The organism is Aureimonas sp. AU22, assembly GCF_001463745.1.
Lineage (GTDB): Bacteria > Pseudomonadota > Alphaproteobacteria > Rhizobiales > Rhizobiaceae > Aureimonas.
In genome coordinates this window covers 218,543-233,013 of sequence record NZ_BBWJ01000004.1, presented here as the reverse complement: position 1 = coordinate 233,013, position 14,471 = coordinate 218,543, and the positions used below count along the sequence as shown (strand labels likewise).

The window sequence follows — 14,471 nt, the reverse complement described above, 5'->3', positions numbered from 1 at the left end:
CCATGTCCAACACCAAAGCCGAAGGCGGGGTCTCGCTCACGACCGGGCTTCAGACCGTCGTCGTCAACGCCGAGGCTGACGCCAAAGTGCGGACGTACGAAATCCGGTTCTCGAACATCGACGGTGCGGCTAGCGTTGACCTCACGCAGTGCCTGCTGATCGACAAGAGCGCGTCTAGTGCATCCCGGCCCATCCTGCCGGTCAACGCCACGGTGAAAGCGCGGGATGCGCTTATGACGCGCATCACACTTGACCCTGGCGATAGCGTTCAGGCCTCGGCTTCGGCCGCTGGCGACCTTTATGCCCTCGCTACGAAGATCTTCGAGGAGGCGGCCTGATGGATGCGCTGATGGCGGGGATCGGGCGCCCCTTCGAGCGGTTGAGCGATCGGCGAAGTGGTTCATCTCCTGCGACGATCATTGGAGTTGGCCCAGCCCAGTTTGTGGAAGCAACCCAGTCCAACTTCCTCAAGCCGATCACGCTTCTAAAGCCAGCCAACGTGGCGTCGGGTGACTTCCTACTGGCGGTCTGGATGTCTAGCTCGAACGGCGTGAAAGTAGTGACAGATAACGCTGGATGGTTCGTGCCGGGACCATACGACATCTACGGCGGATATCAGCTTGATATGATTGCCAAGATCTCGGAAGGCTCGTCTGAGGCGAACCCTGTCTTCAACGTCCAGACCGGTGGCGTCAGCTGGTGGGGTGTCCTTATTGCTCTTCGCGACACTGAGTTCGTCGGCTTCCCATCGTCGAGAGGTTTCGGAAATCAGACTAGCATTGCGGTGCCATATTCAGCGAAGTCGAGTGACGTCCTGAGCTTTGTTTCCGCGAGAAGTTCCAACGTCGCTCTTGGCCTAGAGCGATCAGATACGCTTGCCTCTGGCCAGACTAGTCTGATGAGCTTCGCGGCGTTCCTAACGAGAGACGTGCCTCCCGGTGTTCAGACGCTCGGGATAACTCCGTTGCGCACGAACAACGGCAACCAACAAGCTATTCGGGTGGCGGGAGCATGATTGATCTTTACCGACGCAACGATGGTCCGCCGGAAAAGCTGCCGGAACGCGCCTACACTGTGGACGGGCTTGCGCGCACAGACCTAGCCAACCAGCCGGACAGCCGACGCGAGTTGGGGTTCGTAAAGTTTGGCTCCTACGATCCCTTGACGCAGGCTGTCGTCAAGCGCGGGGACGGCTACGCCATCGTGCCGATCGAGGCGGCGAGCGATCCCGATCCGGCGGACCTGCCTATGTTGGTCGAAGCCGAAAAGGTGCGCAGGATCGAGGCTGGCTTCCCCTTCATGGGCAAGGTCATCCAATCCCGCGCCGAAGACCGGGAGAACATCGCCGGGGCGAAGTCGGCTGCGCAAGATGCAAAGCTTCTCGGCGCAGAGCCGGGCGAGCTGTCCTGGCAGAAGCGGCTCGACGCGGAAAAGGGGGCGGACGTCTTCGCATGGATCACGCTCGACAACTCGATGCTGCCGCTCGATGCCGACGCCATGATCACGATGGGCTATTCCGCGATGCTGCATAAGCAGCGGCTGATCTTCGTAGCGAAGGGCATCAAGGATCGGCTGACCGCCGGAGAGACAATCGCCGACGTGACGGCCGACGCGCTGTGGAGTTGAGCTATGGCGGGCGAACGATACCGACGCATTTCGCAGCCCGGTGACTGCAAGCCGGGCCTCCAGGCTGGCGATCACGATGGTTGGCTTCTCCTGGACGGGCGCACAGTCACCCGGAAGGCTTATCCGCAGTTCTTCGCCAAGCTGAAGCTGACCGGCGACGAGGCGGTGCTGCCCGACGCGCGCGATAGGCTTCTGATGGGGGCAGGCGGCAAGCTGAAGGTCGGGCAGACTAGCGGTTCGTCGAAGCTGACCCTGACCGCCGAACAGCTGCCGGAACACACGCATTCCTCGGCCAAGGTGACGACTGCGGCCACAGCCTCGCAGAAAGCCCTGCTGACAGGCATCGGCCTCGGCGACGTGACAAAGCCGCCGACGACGTCCGTTGTCGCTGGCGAGGCTCAGACGGGCACGGCAGGGGCAGGCAAGGCGATCGACCTACCCACGCCTCCGCACTTGGCGCTCGCCCTGTTCGTCTTCACCGGCCAATCGGGCTGATGGGCGCCTATACCGACGCGCCGGTCATCTTCGAACGGCTTGGAGGCATCCAGTACCGCCAGCACGGCGCGACACATTGGGAGATCGGCAGAAAGGGGTCGAACTACTGGTTCGAGGTGGATGACGGGACGCTTTTCGACGTCTCCATTCCAGCCGGCCCGCTTCGGCTCATCTTCGACCCGCACGACCCGCGATACCTGAAGGCGGCTGCGCTTCACGACGAGCTGCTGCGTCAGGGGTTCGACCGCGTCACCGCCGCCGGGGCGTTCAACCAAGCACTGAATGCCGACGGCGTGTCGGCAGCCAGGCGGTTCGTCATGACGGCCGCCGTCGCATTCTTTCGCTGGTCCTGACCGGCGAGAACTAACCACTCCACAGACCAATCACCGGGCGCCGCGAGCGCCCTTTTTCATGCCCGCACGGAGGCCTGCATGGCGTCGAAATCGAACTCCCAACGAACGAACAGCTACATCGGCGCCGGCATCATCACCCCTGCCGCGGGTGGCGGAGTGGTGCCCTCGGTTCCAGCAATCTACGGCCTCGTTACGAAGACGACGGACGGCTCGGTCGGGCAGACCTACACTGGCCCCAACTGGACCTCGCCGCAGTGGTATCGCGAGACGCTGGCGAGCCCGAAGCAGCGCACTGCCATTTCCGGGGCCATCAGCCGCACCTACACGGCGACGAACGACGACATTGGCTTCCGCCTCGTCATGGCCGGCACCGACGCTGGAACGCAGAAGGTCGCAGCGGCATGGAACCCGGTGCCTGTCACTGCGATCGTCCTTCAGGACTTCGCCACGACGACTGCGTGGTCGCCCGCAGGATCTCCGCTCCCGACCTTGGCGGTGGATTGGGGCAAGCTGGTCGTCACAGAAACTGGAGCCGCAGGCCGCGCATATAAGTCGATCGGCACGCAGACGCCTTCGGAGTGGGACGTCGTCACCTTTTTCCAGGACCGCGGCACCGACCCCGCCAAGAACCAGTCCAATGGCCCGACCTACGGCTTTGCGACGGACACGGCGTATCGCAATGCGATTGGCGGCGGGCCCAGGTCCGGCCTCGCGGACGATGGGACGTTGGGCGTCGTTTCAACGTCTCGCAATGTCAGCGAGGTCTCGACGCTGGCTGCGATCAACACGCCAACGGTCCTGAACATGTCCACTGCGGCTTCGTTCACCGGGTCCAATAATCTGACCGTGCGCAAGCACATCATGGCGCTGGCGAAATCGCGCGGCATGACCAAGGTCGCCATCACAATGGACGACGGGTATGACACGCAATACACGAAGAACGCAGGTCAGGCCGAAGCTTACGGCTTCAAATTGAGCTTCTTCGCCCCGTGGGAAAAATTCATCGGCGGCGCCGTGTCAACCAGCGGCCGCATGACGCTCGCGATGGTGAAGGATCTCTACGCGCGCGGTCACGCCATCTGCCTCGACGGGACGGCAGACGACGGGGTGATGACGGCGAGCAGCAATGGCATCACCCGTGCTCAGCCGTCGGACAACGTCGCAGAGATCGAGCGTGGTCGTGCATGGCTTGCTGCGAACGGCCTCGTCAACGGTCCGGGCGGGTACGGGGGTGATGGCATCTGCTATCCGGATGGGGTGTACGAGGATCGCACAACGGTCGGCGGCCCCTACGATCGCGGCAAACTGCCTGCGGCACTCAAAGGTGCAGGCGTGAAGCTCGCGCGGACGACGGACGCAGGCACCTACCCGACGCGCTATGGCTTCAACGACGGCTGTCTGCTGTTCCCGAGCTGCTCCACCTCGAACCTCGACGCCGACGCCCTGATGGTCAACGTCAATCGCGCCATCCAGCGCGGCGCGACGGTGATGTACCACTTCCATCAGCCGCTCGATGTGGACTTCACCACATGGCTTCAACGGCTGGCCCAGCTTCGCGACGCGGGCACGATCGAGGTCGTTACCATCCCGCAGCTTATCGCCGCGGACTACGGGGCAAGCTTCCCGAGCTAACTCGCCTTCACGTCACGAAGCTGATGCCAACGACGCTACTCTATTGCAGCATGCCGCAGGGTGATCTCTAGGGGTTCGGCCCCACCGTGGGCCGTGTCACTGTCCGCCAGCACATTCAGCTGGATCTCATAACCGCGACGCTGCAATTCACGAAGGATACCGCCAGCTAGTTCTTTCAGGCTATCCAGGAGCTGTTGTTCAGACATCTCGCGAAGGGTGGATGGGTCGCGGTAAGTGAATGGCATGTTAATATTCCTGTGAATTCCACCTCAATGTGCATCCGAGTTGTGCCTTCACACGTATAGGCTGAAGGTGTGGACCTTGGGAGAGGTGGTGTATGCCGCATGTGCAGAGCGCGAAGGCGAATATTAGGATCGACGGCGGTCTCGTATGGTGCCCCAAGGGCGACAAGTTTCACCTAGACGCGAACCTAGCATCGATCCTCGGGGTCTCCACCCAAAGCGTCGTCCTGGATGGGGAAGAGTATCGAACGTACGTTCACCCTAACGATCTGCCGAACGTCCGGCGCATTGCGCAAGCCGCTATCGTAGCTCGAGAGCCACTCCGTCTCACTTACGCGCTCCGCGATCGGTTCGGCGTATATCGCGATGTGAAAGTCGAAGGCTTTTGGATCGAAAATGAGGCGGGCGAACTGCAAGCCACATGTAATCGCATCGTGGAGCGGGACGATGCGGACGAGACATCTGCAGACAGGATTGCCGATCTCGCCTTGCAGATCATGACCCTAGCCGCTGGCGGGCAAGGGTTGCCGGTCAAGCTGATGGCGGAACACATCCTGATCCACCTGATGCGTCAGGACGCCGACGCCAAGACTTAGGGAGCCCCTCCGCTTTCAACTCGAAACGGCGTGGGTCTTAGCTGATGATCCAGCTGGCGACTTGCACCGTCGACCAGCCAAGACCGCCGATCACAGCAGCAATGGTGAGGAAGCCGCCGACCTGGATCAGCACGCAGACCCACATGGGATAGGGCACAACCTCGTCCCATAGGTCGTCCGCCCGAGCCGGTACGTTCGTCTGATCAGCTTCCATTACGGTAGGATGGGAGGCAGTAGGCGAACATCCGGTTAAAGCCCTGCAGCCCCCGTCTCAAATGGCAATTCGCCCGGGGCTAACGGCGCCGGACGAATTGCCTCGCTTAAGGGAAGCTGCACCTCAGGTCAGAGCGTGTTGCCTGCATGTCGATCGCCCCGCGGAGTGCTTGCCAGCGTCTGCCACTCTCGCGCAATCCTGAGGGACGTTGCGTCATCGAATGAGAAGGCAAATGGAGGGAGGCCTGCAGACTGACATTCTAAAGAGATCCGCCCGTCCGTCGCCAACACGAACGACGTGTTCGGGTCATTCAGCGTCAAAATCGGTGGCTCGGCCTTTACCGCAGCAGGGCCAGAGAGCGCTGTTACGAGGGTGCCGACAAGTTTCTTCAACTCACTCCGATCAAGATCCAGGAGGATCTCTCGGCCCCCACTTTCAAACCGCAGCTGATGGCCGCTGGCAGTCGTCTCGCAATGATACCGGATGCTAGCCATCAGTCCCTCCTCGGGCTCTTTGAACCGCGGGAGCAAACCAGCTTTATTCGAAACTGACTAGTAGCATGGGGCCTCATTAAGGATTTGAATTGTCTCCGTGCCTCGAATGCGAATCCGATACGTGCCCTATGCGAGCGGGTCGTTTGGTTTAAACAAGGGCACTATTCGCTCCCATCTGAGGGCGACCCACCCAGGAGTATCACTTACTGGGCGGGTCTTCGCGTCGTGACCGTAGGAGTGAAGACGCGATACCGCTAGGACGCGCCGCGCGACAGCTGGAGTCAACCTCACCTCATCAGCAACCACCAGCCAATTCAGATTTGCCCAGGCGGCAGGCGCGATCCCTCAGTCGACGCGTGAACATCGCGCCGGCACCGAAGATTTATCGGAACATTCAATGCCTTGCGCCTCTTCGATGAAGATACGCAGCAGGAGTGCGCCGAATGGGACTGCACGAGATCATTGAGGCGTATGAAGCGGGCGCCATGTCGGGCGCTGAAGCTTTGGAACTTTCCGGCTTCATGTCGTTACTCGACCTATACGAGGCAGAGTCCGACTTTCGCGCGATCTTGTCGTGGCCAGCTCGCCGCCTGTCGGAAAACGATAACGTTCGACGCTAGGGCGCAGATCGTACCGACCCTTTTCTAGAAGGCGACCCACCCGGTCGTGATGGCGTGTCCGGGTGGGTCTTCGCGTCGAGACCGTTGGAGACGCTTCGCGGCGCGATCAACGCAGGACGCGCCCGAATAGGGAGGGAGTCAACCGCCGCTCAAAAGGCGACCCGTCCGGGAGTATCAATTACCAGACGGGCCTTCACGTCATGAGTTTTAGGGACCCTACACGACGCGATTAGATCAAGACGCGCCCGTTGTCGGGCAGAGTCAACTCCACATCAAACGGCGGGGGAGCCAGTCCAACGGTCAGAACCGCTGTTCTTCGTCACGATTGGCGTGCGGAGCAACAGATCGCACAACCAACGCTTTGCCGATCTGATCTCCGTCGCCCAAAGCGGCGAGAACGGCACTGACAATACGCTGTGCTTTGAGCCGGCTCATGCCGTCCTCTTGGATCTCGAAGGCCAGGCGTCGCACGAGCTCGTCCATACAATGTTCCTCAACGCAGGCCGCAGGACATAGGTGCGACCGACATAGGGCTGCGTAAGCGGCGCAAGACAACGAAAGGCCAAGGTTTGTTTCCGCCGTATGTCGTGGCAAGCGTCGCAAGCATATTTGGGTGACGCCGCCCACACTTCATCTGAGGGCGACCCACCCGGTCGTGATGTTGAGGCCAGGTGGGTCTTCGTGGCGAGCCCGCTGGACGACGGACGCGATAGCGAATGTTCACCGGTTTTAAGACGCCCAGACAACTGACGTGCACCGTTCAATATTACGCTAGGGAACCCTGGGAACCGGCTTCGATTGTATCGTGCGCGTTGGTAACGTGGGGATGCGTATGGAGTTTCACCCGACCTATGGGCGTGCAGTCGTTCGTACGCGGGAGGTCTCGGACGGGGGCTGGACAGTTCGGATTGCCAGCGTCCCTCTCGAGGACGTCATGCAGCTCGTTGATGCTGGTTGGTCTGAAGATCGTATCCTGACGCGGTACAGCCTGATCATGAGATCGGATCTGCGACGGATTATTGCCCTGAGGGAGTTCGATCCAACGTAATTCGCGCGACGGTAGAGCTATGCACGTCCCGCACGTGTGTCGAGGGCGGAGTAAATTCGTAGCCCACGCCAACCACACGAACGATCTTCCGCCGAACGCGTGGCCGTGACCAAACTCGGCTCAGGATTAGGGTAAACACACGCGGCGAATGGTGTAGGAAACGCGGTGACTTCCGGCCTTCGGTGAACCGGCAGACGAGCAGGTGAGCATCATTCCAGAAAAACAGCCTACGCGAGTGCGCCGGGATGAAGATATCGAGAGTAGGATAGGCGGGCGCATAAGAGAAGCTCGTAAGTATCGGAAAATGAGCCTGTCCACTTTAGGTGATGAGCTGGGGCTGACGTATCAGCAGGTCCAAAAGTACGAGACTGGGACCAATCGGATTAGTGCGAGCACGCTGTTGAAAATTGCCGACGTCCTTGAGGTGAAGATCACTTATTTCTTTGAAGGACACCCAACGACCGACCAAGGGGACGCCAGAACGATCGGATCCATACCTGTGAACACGGATACGCAACTAACACTCGAACGGGTGGAAGATGTCAGGATCCGAGCACGGCTACGTGACCTGGTGGATGCCATCGGAGACGTGAGCGTATCGAAGCGCAGGCGATAAAGCTTCAGGCTCTCATGTCCGCCCACGTGTAGATCATAGCATACGAGTTATACTGAGCCCGCCCGATCCGCCGCGGCGGGCCTTTCTGTGACCAGAGTCACCTGCGTATTCAAATGGCGGGGGCCTCCTGCCACCATCCATCGTCAAGGCCGTCCTTCGGGGCGGCCTTTTTCTTTGCCCGAAAGGATCATTCCCATGGACCGAACCGTCCCCGCCGGCGCGGCGCGCCTGCTCGACTTCATCCGAGATACCGAGGTTGGGACGGAGGCCCGATCCGGTTACGACATCATCTTCGGCCACAACCAGGACAAGCTACCGAAGCCCGTCACGTCCATGACCGTGGACGAGGTGTTGGGGCAGCAGCAGTCCTGGTCCTCGCGCTTCGGCTCTTCGGCGACCGGCGGCTACCAGTTCATGCGAGCGACGCTCTCGCAGCTCAAGAGCGAGTTGAAGCTGCGCGGCGCGCAGGTGATGGAGCCGAACCTGCAGGACCGGCTCGGCTACCACCTCCTGAAGCGCCGCGGATACGAGAAGTTCGTGTCCGGTCAGATGGACCGGACCGAGTTCGCCAAGCGCCTCGCGCAGGAGTGGGCGAGTTTCCCCGTCCTCATCGCCACGCGCGGCCAGCATCGGCAGATCTCGCGTGGCCAGAGCTTCTATGCCGGCGATGGGCTGAACAAGGCGCTGGTGAAGCCGGAGGCGATTGAAGGGATTCTCGCCGAAGTCCTGGACCTTGCCGCGGCCGATGCTGTCGCGCCGATCGCGCGGCCCGAACCGGAAGACGTGATCGTTGTGGAGGTGCCTTCGTCGCGCCCGGCCGAGAAGGAGACGCCTGCCATGACCGACAAGCCTCTGACGCCGATCGAGCAGATGAACAAGCCTGTGAAAGGCGCGCAGGCGGGCGTCGTATCGGGTGGAATTGGCGCCGCGCTTATCCTGCTCGTCCAGTCCGCTGGATGGCTCCCGGCCGCTTGGGAGAGCGGAGCGCCGGCAACGGCGTTGGGCCTGGTCGTCGGAGGTGCCTGCACCCTGATCGGCAACTTTCTCGGCGCGTATCTTGCGAGGGACAAGCGGTTTCAGTCGGAGCGTTCCGTATGACCGGGATCGAGAAGAGCGGAGACCGCTCGGTCGGCGCGTTCTTCGTCCATGTCAACCGGAGCTTTCGCAAGACGTTCGACACGCGCGTTTCGGAATGGGCGCTCGCAGCGATCCTGTTCCTGTGGTCGGTGGTCCTGCACCTCAACCCGAAGCTGTTCCAGGAAGGCCCGTCCTACGTGAAGATGGCGGACCTGATGCCGCAGCACTCCTGGGCAATTCTATGCCTGATGGCCGGAGGTGGGAGGCTGATCATCCTTCTGGTGAACGGGCTGCTTCGCCGATCGCCGCACCTGCGCTGCTTGGGCTCGTTCGTGTCCTGCTTCTTCTGGTTCCAGATCCTGATCGGCCTGATGCAGTCGGGGACTTACGCGACAGGGCTGGCGGTCTACCCGGTCCTGCTTGCCCTTGAATGTTATCACACCATCCGATGCGCCCGCCTGGCTCGCGCTGTCGACACCGATCCGCCAGCGGAGTGAAAGCGCATGCCCGAGAAGGACATTCTCTACAACGTCGCCTTCTTCCTCGGATCCATCATCGCCGTCGTCATCGCCTACTTCCGCAACTCGCCGAAGGATAAGAAGCCGGACGAGCAGGTGTCCAGCGTTGTGGCGGGCGTGGGTGTCGGCTTCGTCAGCAAGGAGGCAGAAGAGCGACGGGACGCCCTGGAGACCCGCCAGACGGTCGCGCTGGAAAGCATTGCCGGCTCGCTCGCTGTCCTGGCGGATAGGGAGCGGCACGAGATGCATGAGGCAATGGAAGACGGGTTCGCCCGCATCAACCAAGCGATGAAGGATCTCGGGAAGGTGACGGGTTAGTATCCAGTCAATTCATTTATCATTGCGAGGTTGCTTCTTGATCCTGTACCTTTTGGTTGCATCGTGTTTCTTTGACCGATTGTTCGCGGGTTCAATCAAGCCCCTTTCAACCAGTCCATTGATCACCTTGCTTGCATAGGGCCAGCTGCGCTTCAGGATCAACGCAGCAAGAGTTATATTGATGGTATCTGCTTCCGTCATCGCAGATATCAACCTGCGCTCATCATCGGTCAGAGACGTTAATAGTTCCTCGTTTAGGAAAACGTTAGGACTTATCTCCCGAATCTTTCTGCGTCGATCCGCATCGTTACTCAGGGTCACATGGACTTGGTGTCCATTAACTTCCTTCTGGATAAAGTTTGGAGCTGGTAGTCCAGCTCTCTGCATATCTTGGCGCATTCTTCGTGTTCCTTCGAAGCCGCAGAACGTAAGTTCGAACTGCATCATTGCTTCCATCAGGAACGGGTTTCTTGGATTATGGGCGTCATACACCGTCTCCGACGTTGTGGGGGGTACAAAGCCACCTGGACTTTCAACGACAAAACGGTCATCGAAAATTTTCACAAATATGTTCTGCGTCTTCAGATTGTATGATCTATGAGCAACGGCGTTGACGATTGCCTCAAACCATGCAGATTGTGGATATTCTGGAGAGAATGTTAGCTTGCCGTCTACTAGTCTCTGATAGACCTTGATTTGAGCCTCGATAATCTCCCGAGCCTCCGCAAGCATGGTCGGTATTGGGCCATCTACGAACCTGCTGAAAACTGAGTTCAGGCGGTCGCCGAATTGTTCTTCTGTTCCTTCATATCTAATGATCCTGATACGTGCCCCGGGAATTACCTCTCGTGGATCGCGGGCGAACAATAACGCGCAGGCTAGGTTGGGCCTCAAACGGCCACCAATCACCTTGCCGAGCTTCGCTAGACCAAGAATTTCATCGACCGTCTTTTTGCCCTTGAAGCCACGATTGGCGGCAAACGAAGTGCAGAACTTGGATACCTGATCTCGATCGAAGTCGTCAGGGAAGTTGAGGTTGACTTGCTCTAACTCGTAATGAATCTCATGCTTGGCAATCCTAACCTCACGTTTCAACGTCTCTGTCAGTTCCATCCGTTTATCGCCTTCGCGGATGAACGCTTTGCCGTTGCTTATTTCTACTAGCTTGTCATCCCTGTAGTTTACCCGGATCGCAATGACGAAATCATCGCCGCCCTTCGAGTTCGTGACTGCCACCTGCTTGACTGCATATCGGGCGTCTTCACAGTAGGCAGATAGCGAGTGGAGTTCGTTGATCTGGACTTGATTGAGTGAGGCGCACCCTGAGATGCTGCCGTCATCCTCGATGCCGATCAAAATTATGCCGCCGTAGGGGTGCGTGTTCGACCACATCGAAAGGTATTCGCCGAGCTGTTTAGGCTTGATCCGAGCGCTCTTTCGTTCCAGTCGGCGATCTTCGTTGAACAGGTGAATGTTCTCGGACGACAAGCGATCATAGATCTCGTCGGGAGTCCAAAGCTGGGACAGCTCAGGTGGCTCGGAGGCTTCAAAGACGAAACTGAGCTGGGTCGTCATTTCACGCACTCACGTCGTTTAGAGTCGTTGAGAGTCGTTGAGAGTTCCGCAAAAAACCTAGCAAAAACAATACACTAAGACGCGCACCCATGGGCGGTGGATTGCCTCTTGCGGGCCAGTGCGGGAGGGTCGGCTCACCGGGCGTCGGCTGCGGGTCGTGCAGAGGGTAGGTGATTTTTGACTGCATTCTTCAACGCTTCTCTCCGACGATCGTCTGAAGCAAAATGGCCCACGCGTCGAGTGCTGCCCGTTTCTCCCTAAGGTACGCATTCCGATCATAGACTGCCGTGACGGCGGCCGTCCCGCCAGCGTCGCTGGTGTGGTTCAGAACTTGGCTGACGACGAAGCGAGGTATACCGATCCGCTCGCTGGTGATGGCCGTTGCACCCGTCCGGCGCAGGTCGTGCGGGGTGATCCCGGCGAGAGGTTTCGTCCGCTTTGGATCTTTTTCGGTCGGGTCAGGGATCGTCAGGTGCGGCACAAGCCGCCGCCAGGCATGCGTCAGAGCCATGGCGCCGATCGCCGCGTTCGGATCGCGACGGGCGGCAAAGACGAACTGGCTCTCGCGTCCCATTCCGACACGCAACATTACCGCCTCGTCGATCAGGGAGAGGGCCAGATCGGATAGTGGTACTATGTGGGTCCGCCCGTTCTTCGTCCTGGTGCCCGGGATCGTCCATGTCCGGGCTGTGCGGTCAACCTCGTCGACGCGCAAGCCGATGACCTCTGAGCGTCGCTGCAGCGTCACGGCCGCTAGCTTAATTGCCGCGACGAGGTTGGGCGAAATGCTGACGCCCTCGATCGAGGGCACCATCCCCAGCCCCTTCCACATTGCTCGCAACTCGGGATCCGTAAGTACGCGCTCCCGCTCCGTCCAGGTCGGCGCGGATACGAAGCGCGTCGGATCGCTGACGACGATGTCCTGCCAGATCGCGTAGTTGTAGATCCGCTGAAGAACGTTGCGCCCGAACCGGGCGGCCGACTTCGACTTCTCGGTTTCGGCCTTATCTATTGCGGTCTGGATCTCTGCCCGCGTCAGGTCGGCGAGGGGTCGGCTGCCGAGGTATGGCCGAACGACGTTTTCGAAGTAGGCTGTATCTTGCGCAAGGGAGCTGGGCCGCATCGGCTTTCCGTTGAGCCGGTGGCGCCCGATTGCAGCCTTCTCCAGATATGCCTCGCCAATCGCGGCCACCGTGTTCACCCGGCGCTCCTGGCCCGCCTTCCGCTCGCTGTCGCGCTCTCCCGCGGGATCAGCACCGCGCGCGACGTCGCCCACGACCTTCGCTGCTTCGGAGCGCGCGACAGAAACGGGTAGGGCAGGGTACGCACCCAGGTTGACCCGCTTTCGATCGCCATTCTTGAGCCGATAGCGCACTGTCCAACTCTTGGCCCCAGCAGGTGTCACCCGGAGGGATAGACCAGGCTGCCGTTCGTCCTGATACTCGACGAGGGCGGTAGTCGGGTTGATTGCCGCCACGCGTGCGGCGGTGAAGTCCATCTTGGGCATCGTCTGGGACCACGAGCGTCCGTGGTCCCGCTGTGGTCCCACCGAGCCCGGACTGTAGCGAACATCCGCGAACGGCAACAGACGTCGGATTGCAGCGTTTGCAGGCGGTTCGGCCTATGGTGAACGTATGCGAAACTCGGCAAACATCATCGTGGAGGGCTTCCCAAGCTGGATGTCGTGGGTTCGATCCCCATCGCCCGCTCCAAACTCGGCCGACGACAGACCCCTTGAGACTGGACGACAGGTTTTGGGACGGGGGCTCGGCGACAGCGCTTTTCCAGTGGCCCTGCATCCGTTCCTGCACGTCGAGATTGCTCGCGTTCGAGGGACGGCACTCGCGCGGTCGCTCAACCTCCGGTGAATCCCTCTGGAGGAGCGCAAGAGCATGCCAACGCCGCCTGAAGGGGGAGGCCGCCGTCAGCCCGGACGAACCGGCCACGCGTTCCGCGACGCTCTGCGCCTTCTGTTCATCCTCGTCCGCGGCAGCGAACCCTTGCCAGAGGGCGCTCGCACCGAAGACTGGGACCGGGTGTTCGTCGGATAACAGCGAGCCCTGGCGATCGACTTCTGGCTCCGCTACCCCTCGACTAACTCGCCGACGAGCTCCTCGACATCCGTGCCGTAGCCACGACCCGGCCGTGCGCCGGATCTTCGACGAGGACGAGCTCTCGGTCCGGACGGTCTGGATGATTACTCGAAGTCGCCGAGTTCGCCGTGAAGCCGTTCCATGTCTTGCAGGCGAAGACGGCCAGCGGGCCCGGCGCGGCTGGCCAGTAAGCCGCAAACGAGGTGGACGAGGCTGTTGGCGGCGATGTCGCTGTCGAACAGGGTCGGACTGCGGCCCTCGATGCGGAACACCCAGCTTGCAAGCGACGCCGAGCGATGAGCGCTGGGATCGGTGACGTAGATTATGCGGGCGCCACGCTTTCCCGCGGCTCGCATCACGGACGAGAGGGCCGGCACGCGTCGCCGCAGCCCGATCGCGAACACGACGTCGCTCGAGTTCAGGCCGGCGACCTGCTCGGCCATGGTGTTCGCTCCGTTCGGGAGCACGACGACGTCGTCTCGCACCTGCCCGAGAAGCCACGCGGCATAGGCTGCGACCATCGCGCTCGTCCGGAAGCCCAGGCAGTAGACCCGCCGGGCGCCGGCCAGAGCCGCGACGGCCGCGTCGAGGTCTTCCCGGGACAGCTGGGCGAAGGTGGAATGGATGTTGGCGACCTCGCTTGCGACATGACCGTCGAACGTATCCGAAACGCCGCGCGCTTCGGCCTCGCGCGTATGTCGGTAGTAGGGCGACCCCCAGCGCTGGTTCGCCCGCATTTCCCGCCTGGCCTCTTCGAAATCCTCGTAGCCGATCCGCCGGAAGAAGCGGCTGGCCGTGGCCTTCGAGACATCGGCCAGCCCTGCCAGTTCGCTGGCGGCATAGCTCGCCAGTTCCCCGGGAAAGTTGAGGATCACGTCCGCCAGCCGCTGCTCGTGAGGCGGCAGGCGGTCGTAGTTCTCGCGAATCCGTGTTTCCAGGGGAACGGACATCGGC

At 60.7% G+C, this 14,471-nt stretch carries 18 protein-coding genes; 12 read left to right on the top strand and 6 right to left on the bottom strand.

All coding sequences use genetic code 11. From position 1 onward, the window contains the following. Nucleotides 1-2 precede the first annotated feature (2 nt). The 6 genes from AUL34_RS01590 (at nt 3) to AUL34_RS01570 (ending at nt 4,106) form a co-directional block, all read left to right on the top strand. On the top strand, nt 3-338 hold the full coding sequence (locus AUL34_RS01590) for a hypothetical protein (protein WP_061930105.1): 336 nt from the start codon (nt 3-5) through the stop codon (nt 336-338). Next, a complete protein-coding gene (locus AUL34_RS22105) occupies nt 338-1,015 on the top strand; it encodes a hypothetical protein (protein WP_156420729.1) in 678 nt (225 codons plus the stop codon). The genes AUL34_RS01590 and AUL34_RS22105 overlap by 1 nt, the downstream gene beginning before the upstream one ends. Nucleotides 1,016-1,074: 59 nt before the next feature. Then, the gene (locus AUL34_RS01585; RefSeq protein WP_192845670.1) at nt 1,075-1,626 is read left to right on the top strand and encodes a DUF4376 domain-containing protein; all 552 of its coding nucleotides are present in this window, start codon (nt 1,075-1,077) and stop codon (nt 1,624-1,626) included. A gap of 3 nt (nt 1,627-1,629) precedes the next feature. Next, on the top strand, nt 1,630-2,121 hold the full coding sequence (locus AUL34_RS01580) for a hypothetical protein (RefSeq protein WP_061930100.1): 492 nt from the start codon (nt 1,630-1,632) through the stop codon (nt 2,119-2,121). Next, on the top strand, nt 2,121-2,474 hold the full coding sequence (locus AUL34_RS01575; RefSeq protein WP_061930097.1) for a DUF1353 domain-containing protein: 354 nt from the start codon (nt 2,121-2,123) through the stop codon (nt 2,472-2,474). The genes AUL34_RS01580 and AUL34_RS01575 overlap by 1 nt, the downstream gene beginning before the upstream one ends. Nucleotides 2,475-2,552: 78 nt before the next feature. Next, on the top strand, nt 2,553-4,106 hold the full coding sequence (locus AUL34_RS01570; protein WP_061930095.1) for a hypothetical protein: 1,554 nt from the start codon (nt 2,553-2,555) through the stop codon (nt 4,104-4,106). A gap of 35 nt (nt 4,107-4,141) precedes the next feature. Here AUL34_RS01570 and AUL34_RS01565 read toward each other — a convergent pair whose 3' ends face one another. Beyond that, nucleotides 4,142-4,351 carry a hypothetical protein gene (locus tag AUL34_RS01565; RefSeq protein WP_061930093.1) on the bottom strand — a complete coding sequence of 70 codons (210 nt, stop codon included), beginning with the start codon at nt 4,349-4,351 and terminating at the stop codon, nt 4,142-4,144. A 92-nt stretch (nt 4,352-4,443) separates the two neighbouring features. Here AUL34_RS01565 and AUL34_RS01560 point away from each other — a divergent pair, with 92 nt between their 5' ends. Further along, nucleotides 4,444-4,944: a PAS domain-containing protein gene (locus AUL34_RS01560; protein WP_061930091.1), complete on the top strand. Its 501-nt coding sequence runs from the start codon at nt 4,444-4,446 to the stop codon at nt 4,942-4,944. Between the two features lie 37 nt (nt 4,945-4,981). Here the strand turns inward: AUL34_RS01560 and AUL34_RS22100 are convergent, their stop codons facing one another. Then, entirely contained in the window at nt 4,982-5,158 is a 177-nt protein-coding gene (locus AUL34_RS22100) for a hypothetical protein (RefSeq protein ID WP_156420728.1), read from the bottom strand. 937 nt (nt 5,159-6,095) lie between these two features. Between AUL34_RS22100 and AUL34_RS22480 the strand changes: the two genes are divergently transcribed. Continuing rightward, nucleotides 6,096-6,272 carry a hypothetical protein gene (locus AUL34_RS22480; RefSeq protein WP_192845669.1) on the top strand — a complete coding sequence of 59 codons (177 nt, stop codon included), beginning with the start codon at nt 6,096-6,098 and terminating at the stop codon, nt 6,270-6,272. A 300-nt stretch (nt 6,273-6,572) separates the two neighbouring features. Here the strand turns inward: AUL34_RS22480 and AUL34_RS01555 are convergent, their stop codons facing one another. Beyond that, entirely contained in the window at nt 6,573-6,755 is a 183-nt protein-coding gene (locus AUL34_RS01555) for a hypothetical protein (RefSeq protein ID WP_061930088.1), read from the bottom strand. 767 nt (nt 6,756-7,522) lie between these two features. Here AUL34_RS01555 and AUL34_RS01545 point away from each other — a divergent pair. From AUL34_RS01545 to AUL34_RS01530, 4 genes are all read left to right on the top strand, one after another. Beyond that, a complete protein-coding gene (locus AUL34_RS01545) occupies nt 7,523-7,936 on the top strand; it encodes a helix-turn-helix domain-containing protein (protein ID WP_244492408.1) in 414 nt (137 codons plus the stop codon). Between the two features lie 195 nt (nt 7,937-8,131). Further along, nucleotides 8,132-9,034 carry a hypothetical protein gene (locus AUL34_RS01540; RefSeq protein ID WP_061930080.1) on the top strand — a complete coding sequence of 301 codons (903 nt, stop codon included), beginning with the start codon at nt 8,132-8,134 and terminating at the stop codon, nt 9,032-9,034. Then, on the top strand, nt 9,031-9,510 hold the full coding sequence (locus AUL34_RS01535) for a hypothetical protein (RefSeq protein WP_061930077.1): 480 nt from the start codon (nt 9,031-9,033) through the stop codon (nt 9,508-9,510). The genes AUL34_RS01540 and AUL34_RS01535 overlap by 4 nt, the downstream gene beginning before the upstream one ends. A 6-nt stretch (nt 9,511-9,516) precedes the next feature. Beyond that, a complete protein-coding gene (locus AUL34_RS01530; RefSeq protein WP_061930074.1) occupies nt 9,517-9,849 on the top strand; it encodes a hypothetical protein in 333 nt (110 codons plus the stop codon). A 12-nt stretch (nt 9,850-9,861) separates the two neighbouring features. Here AUL34_RS01530 and AUL34_RS21755 read toward each other — a convergent pair whose 3' ends face one another. The 3 genes from AUL34_RS21755 to AUL34_RS01520 all read right to left on the bottom strand — a co-directional run bounded on the left by AUL34_RS21755 (nt 9,862) and on the right by AUL34_RS01520 (nt 14,467). Further along, nucleotides 9,862-11,424 carry an ATP-binding protein gene (locus AUL34_RS21755; RefSeq protein WP_082653073.1) on the bottom strand — a complete coding sequence of 521 codons (1,563 nt, stop codon included), beginning with the start codon at nt 11,422-11,424 and terminating at the stop codon, nt 9,862-9,864. Between the two features lie 190 nt (nt 11,425-11,614). Then, nucleotides 11,615-12,922 carry a site-specific integrase gene (locus AUL34_RS01525; protein WP_061930072.1) on the bottom strand — a complete coding sequence of 436 codons (1,308 nt, stop codon included), beginning with the start codon at nt 12,920-12,922 and terminating at the stop codon, nt 11,615-11,617. Nucleotides 12,923-13,621: 699 nt separating this feature from the next. Then, the gene (locus AUL34_RS01520; protein ID WP_061930069.1) at nt 13,622-14,467 is read right to left on the bottom strand and encodes a MurR/RpiR family transcriptional regulator; all 846 of its coding nucleotides are present in this window, start codon (nt 14,465-14,467) and stop codon (nt 13,622-13,624) included. Nucleotides 14,468-14,471: the final 4 nt, after the last annotated feature.

Excerpts from the sequence above, each read along its gene's own strand:
- AUL34_RS01535 (WP_061930077.1), top strand. The coding sequence starts at position 9,031 with ATGACCGGGATCGAGAAGAGCGGAGACCGCTCGGTCGGCGCGTTCTTC.
- AUL34_RS01590 (WP_061930105.1), top strand. The coding sequence starts at position 3 with ATGTCCAACACCAAAGCCGAAGGCGGGGTCTCGCTCACGACCGGGCTT.
- AUL34_RS21755 (WP_082653073.1), bottom strand. The coding sequence starts at position 11,424 with ATGACGACCCAGCTCAGTTTCGTCTTTGAAGCCTCCGAGCCACCTGAG.
- AUL34_RS01565 (WP_061930093.1), bottom strand. The coding sequence starts at position 4,351 with ATGCCATTCACTTACCGCGACCCATCCACCCTTCGCGAGATGTCTGAA.
- AUL34_RS01575 (WP_061930097.1), top strand. The coding sequence starts at position 2,121 with ATGGGCGCCTATACCGACGCGCCGGTCATCTTCGAACGGCTTGGAGGC.
- AUL34_RS01525 (WP_061930072.1), bottom strand. The coding sequence starts at position 12,922 with ATGGACTTCACCGCCGCACGCGTGGCGGCAATCAACCCGACTACCGCC.
- AUL34_RS22480 (WP_192845669.1), top strand. The coding sequence starts at position 6,096 with ATGGGACTGCACGAGATCATTGAGGCGTATGAAGCGGGCGCCATGTCG.
- AUL34_RS01530 (WP_061930074.1), top strand. The coding sequence starts at position 9,517 with ATGCCCGAGAAGGACATTCTCTACAACGTCGCCTTCTTCCTCGGATCC.
- AUL34_RS22105 (WP_156420729.1), top strand. The coding sequence starts at position 338 with ATGGATGCGCTGATGGCGGGGATCGGGCGCCCCTTCGAGCGGTTGAGC.
- AUL34_RS01570 (WP_061930095.1), top strand. The coding sequence starts at position 2,553 with ATGGCGTCGAAATCGAACTCCCAACGAACGAACAGCTACATCGGCGCC.
- AUL34_RS01520 (WP_061930069.1), bottom strand. The coding sequence starts at position 14,467 with ATGTCCGTTCCCCTGGAAACACGGATTCGCGAGAACTACGACCGCCTG.
- AUL34_RS01580 (WP_061930100.1), top strand. The coding sequence starts at position 1,630 with ATGGCGGGCGAACGATACCGACGCATTTCGCAGCCCGGTGACTGCAAG.
- AUL34_RS01540 (WP_061930080.1), top strand. The coding sequence starts at position 8,132 with ATGGACCGAACCGTCCCCGCCGGCGCGGCGCGCCTGCTCGACTTCATC.
- AUL34_RS01555 (WP_061930088.1), bottom strand. The coding sequence starts at position 6,755 with ATGGACGAGCTCGTGCGACGCCTGGCCTTCGAGATCCAAGAGGACGGC.
- AUL34_RS22100 (WP_156420728.1), bottom strand. The coding sequence starts at position 5,158 with ATGGAAGCTGATCAGACGAACGTACCGGCTCGGGCGGACGACCTATGG.
- AUL34_RS01560 (WP_061930091.1), top strand. The coding sequence starts at position 4,444 with ATGCCGCATGTGCAGAGCGCGAAGGCGAATATTAGGATCGACGGCGGT.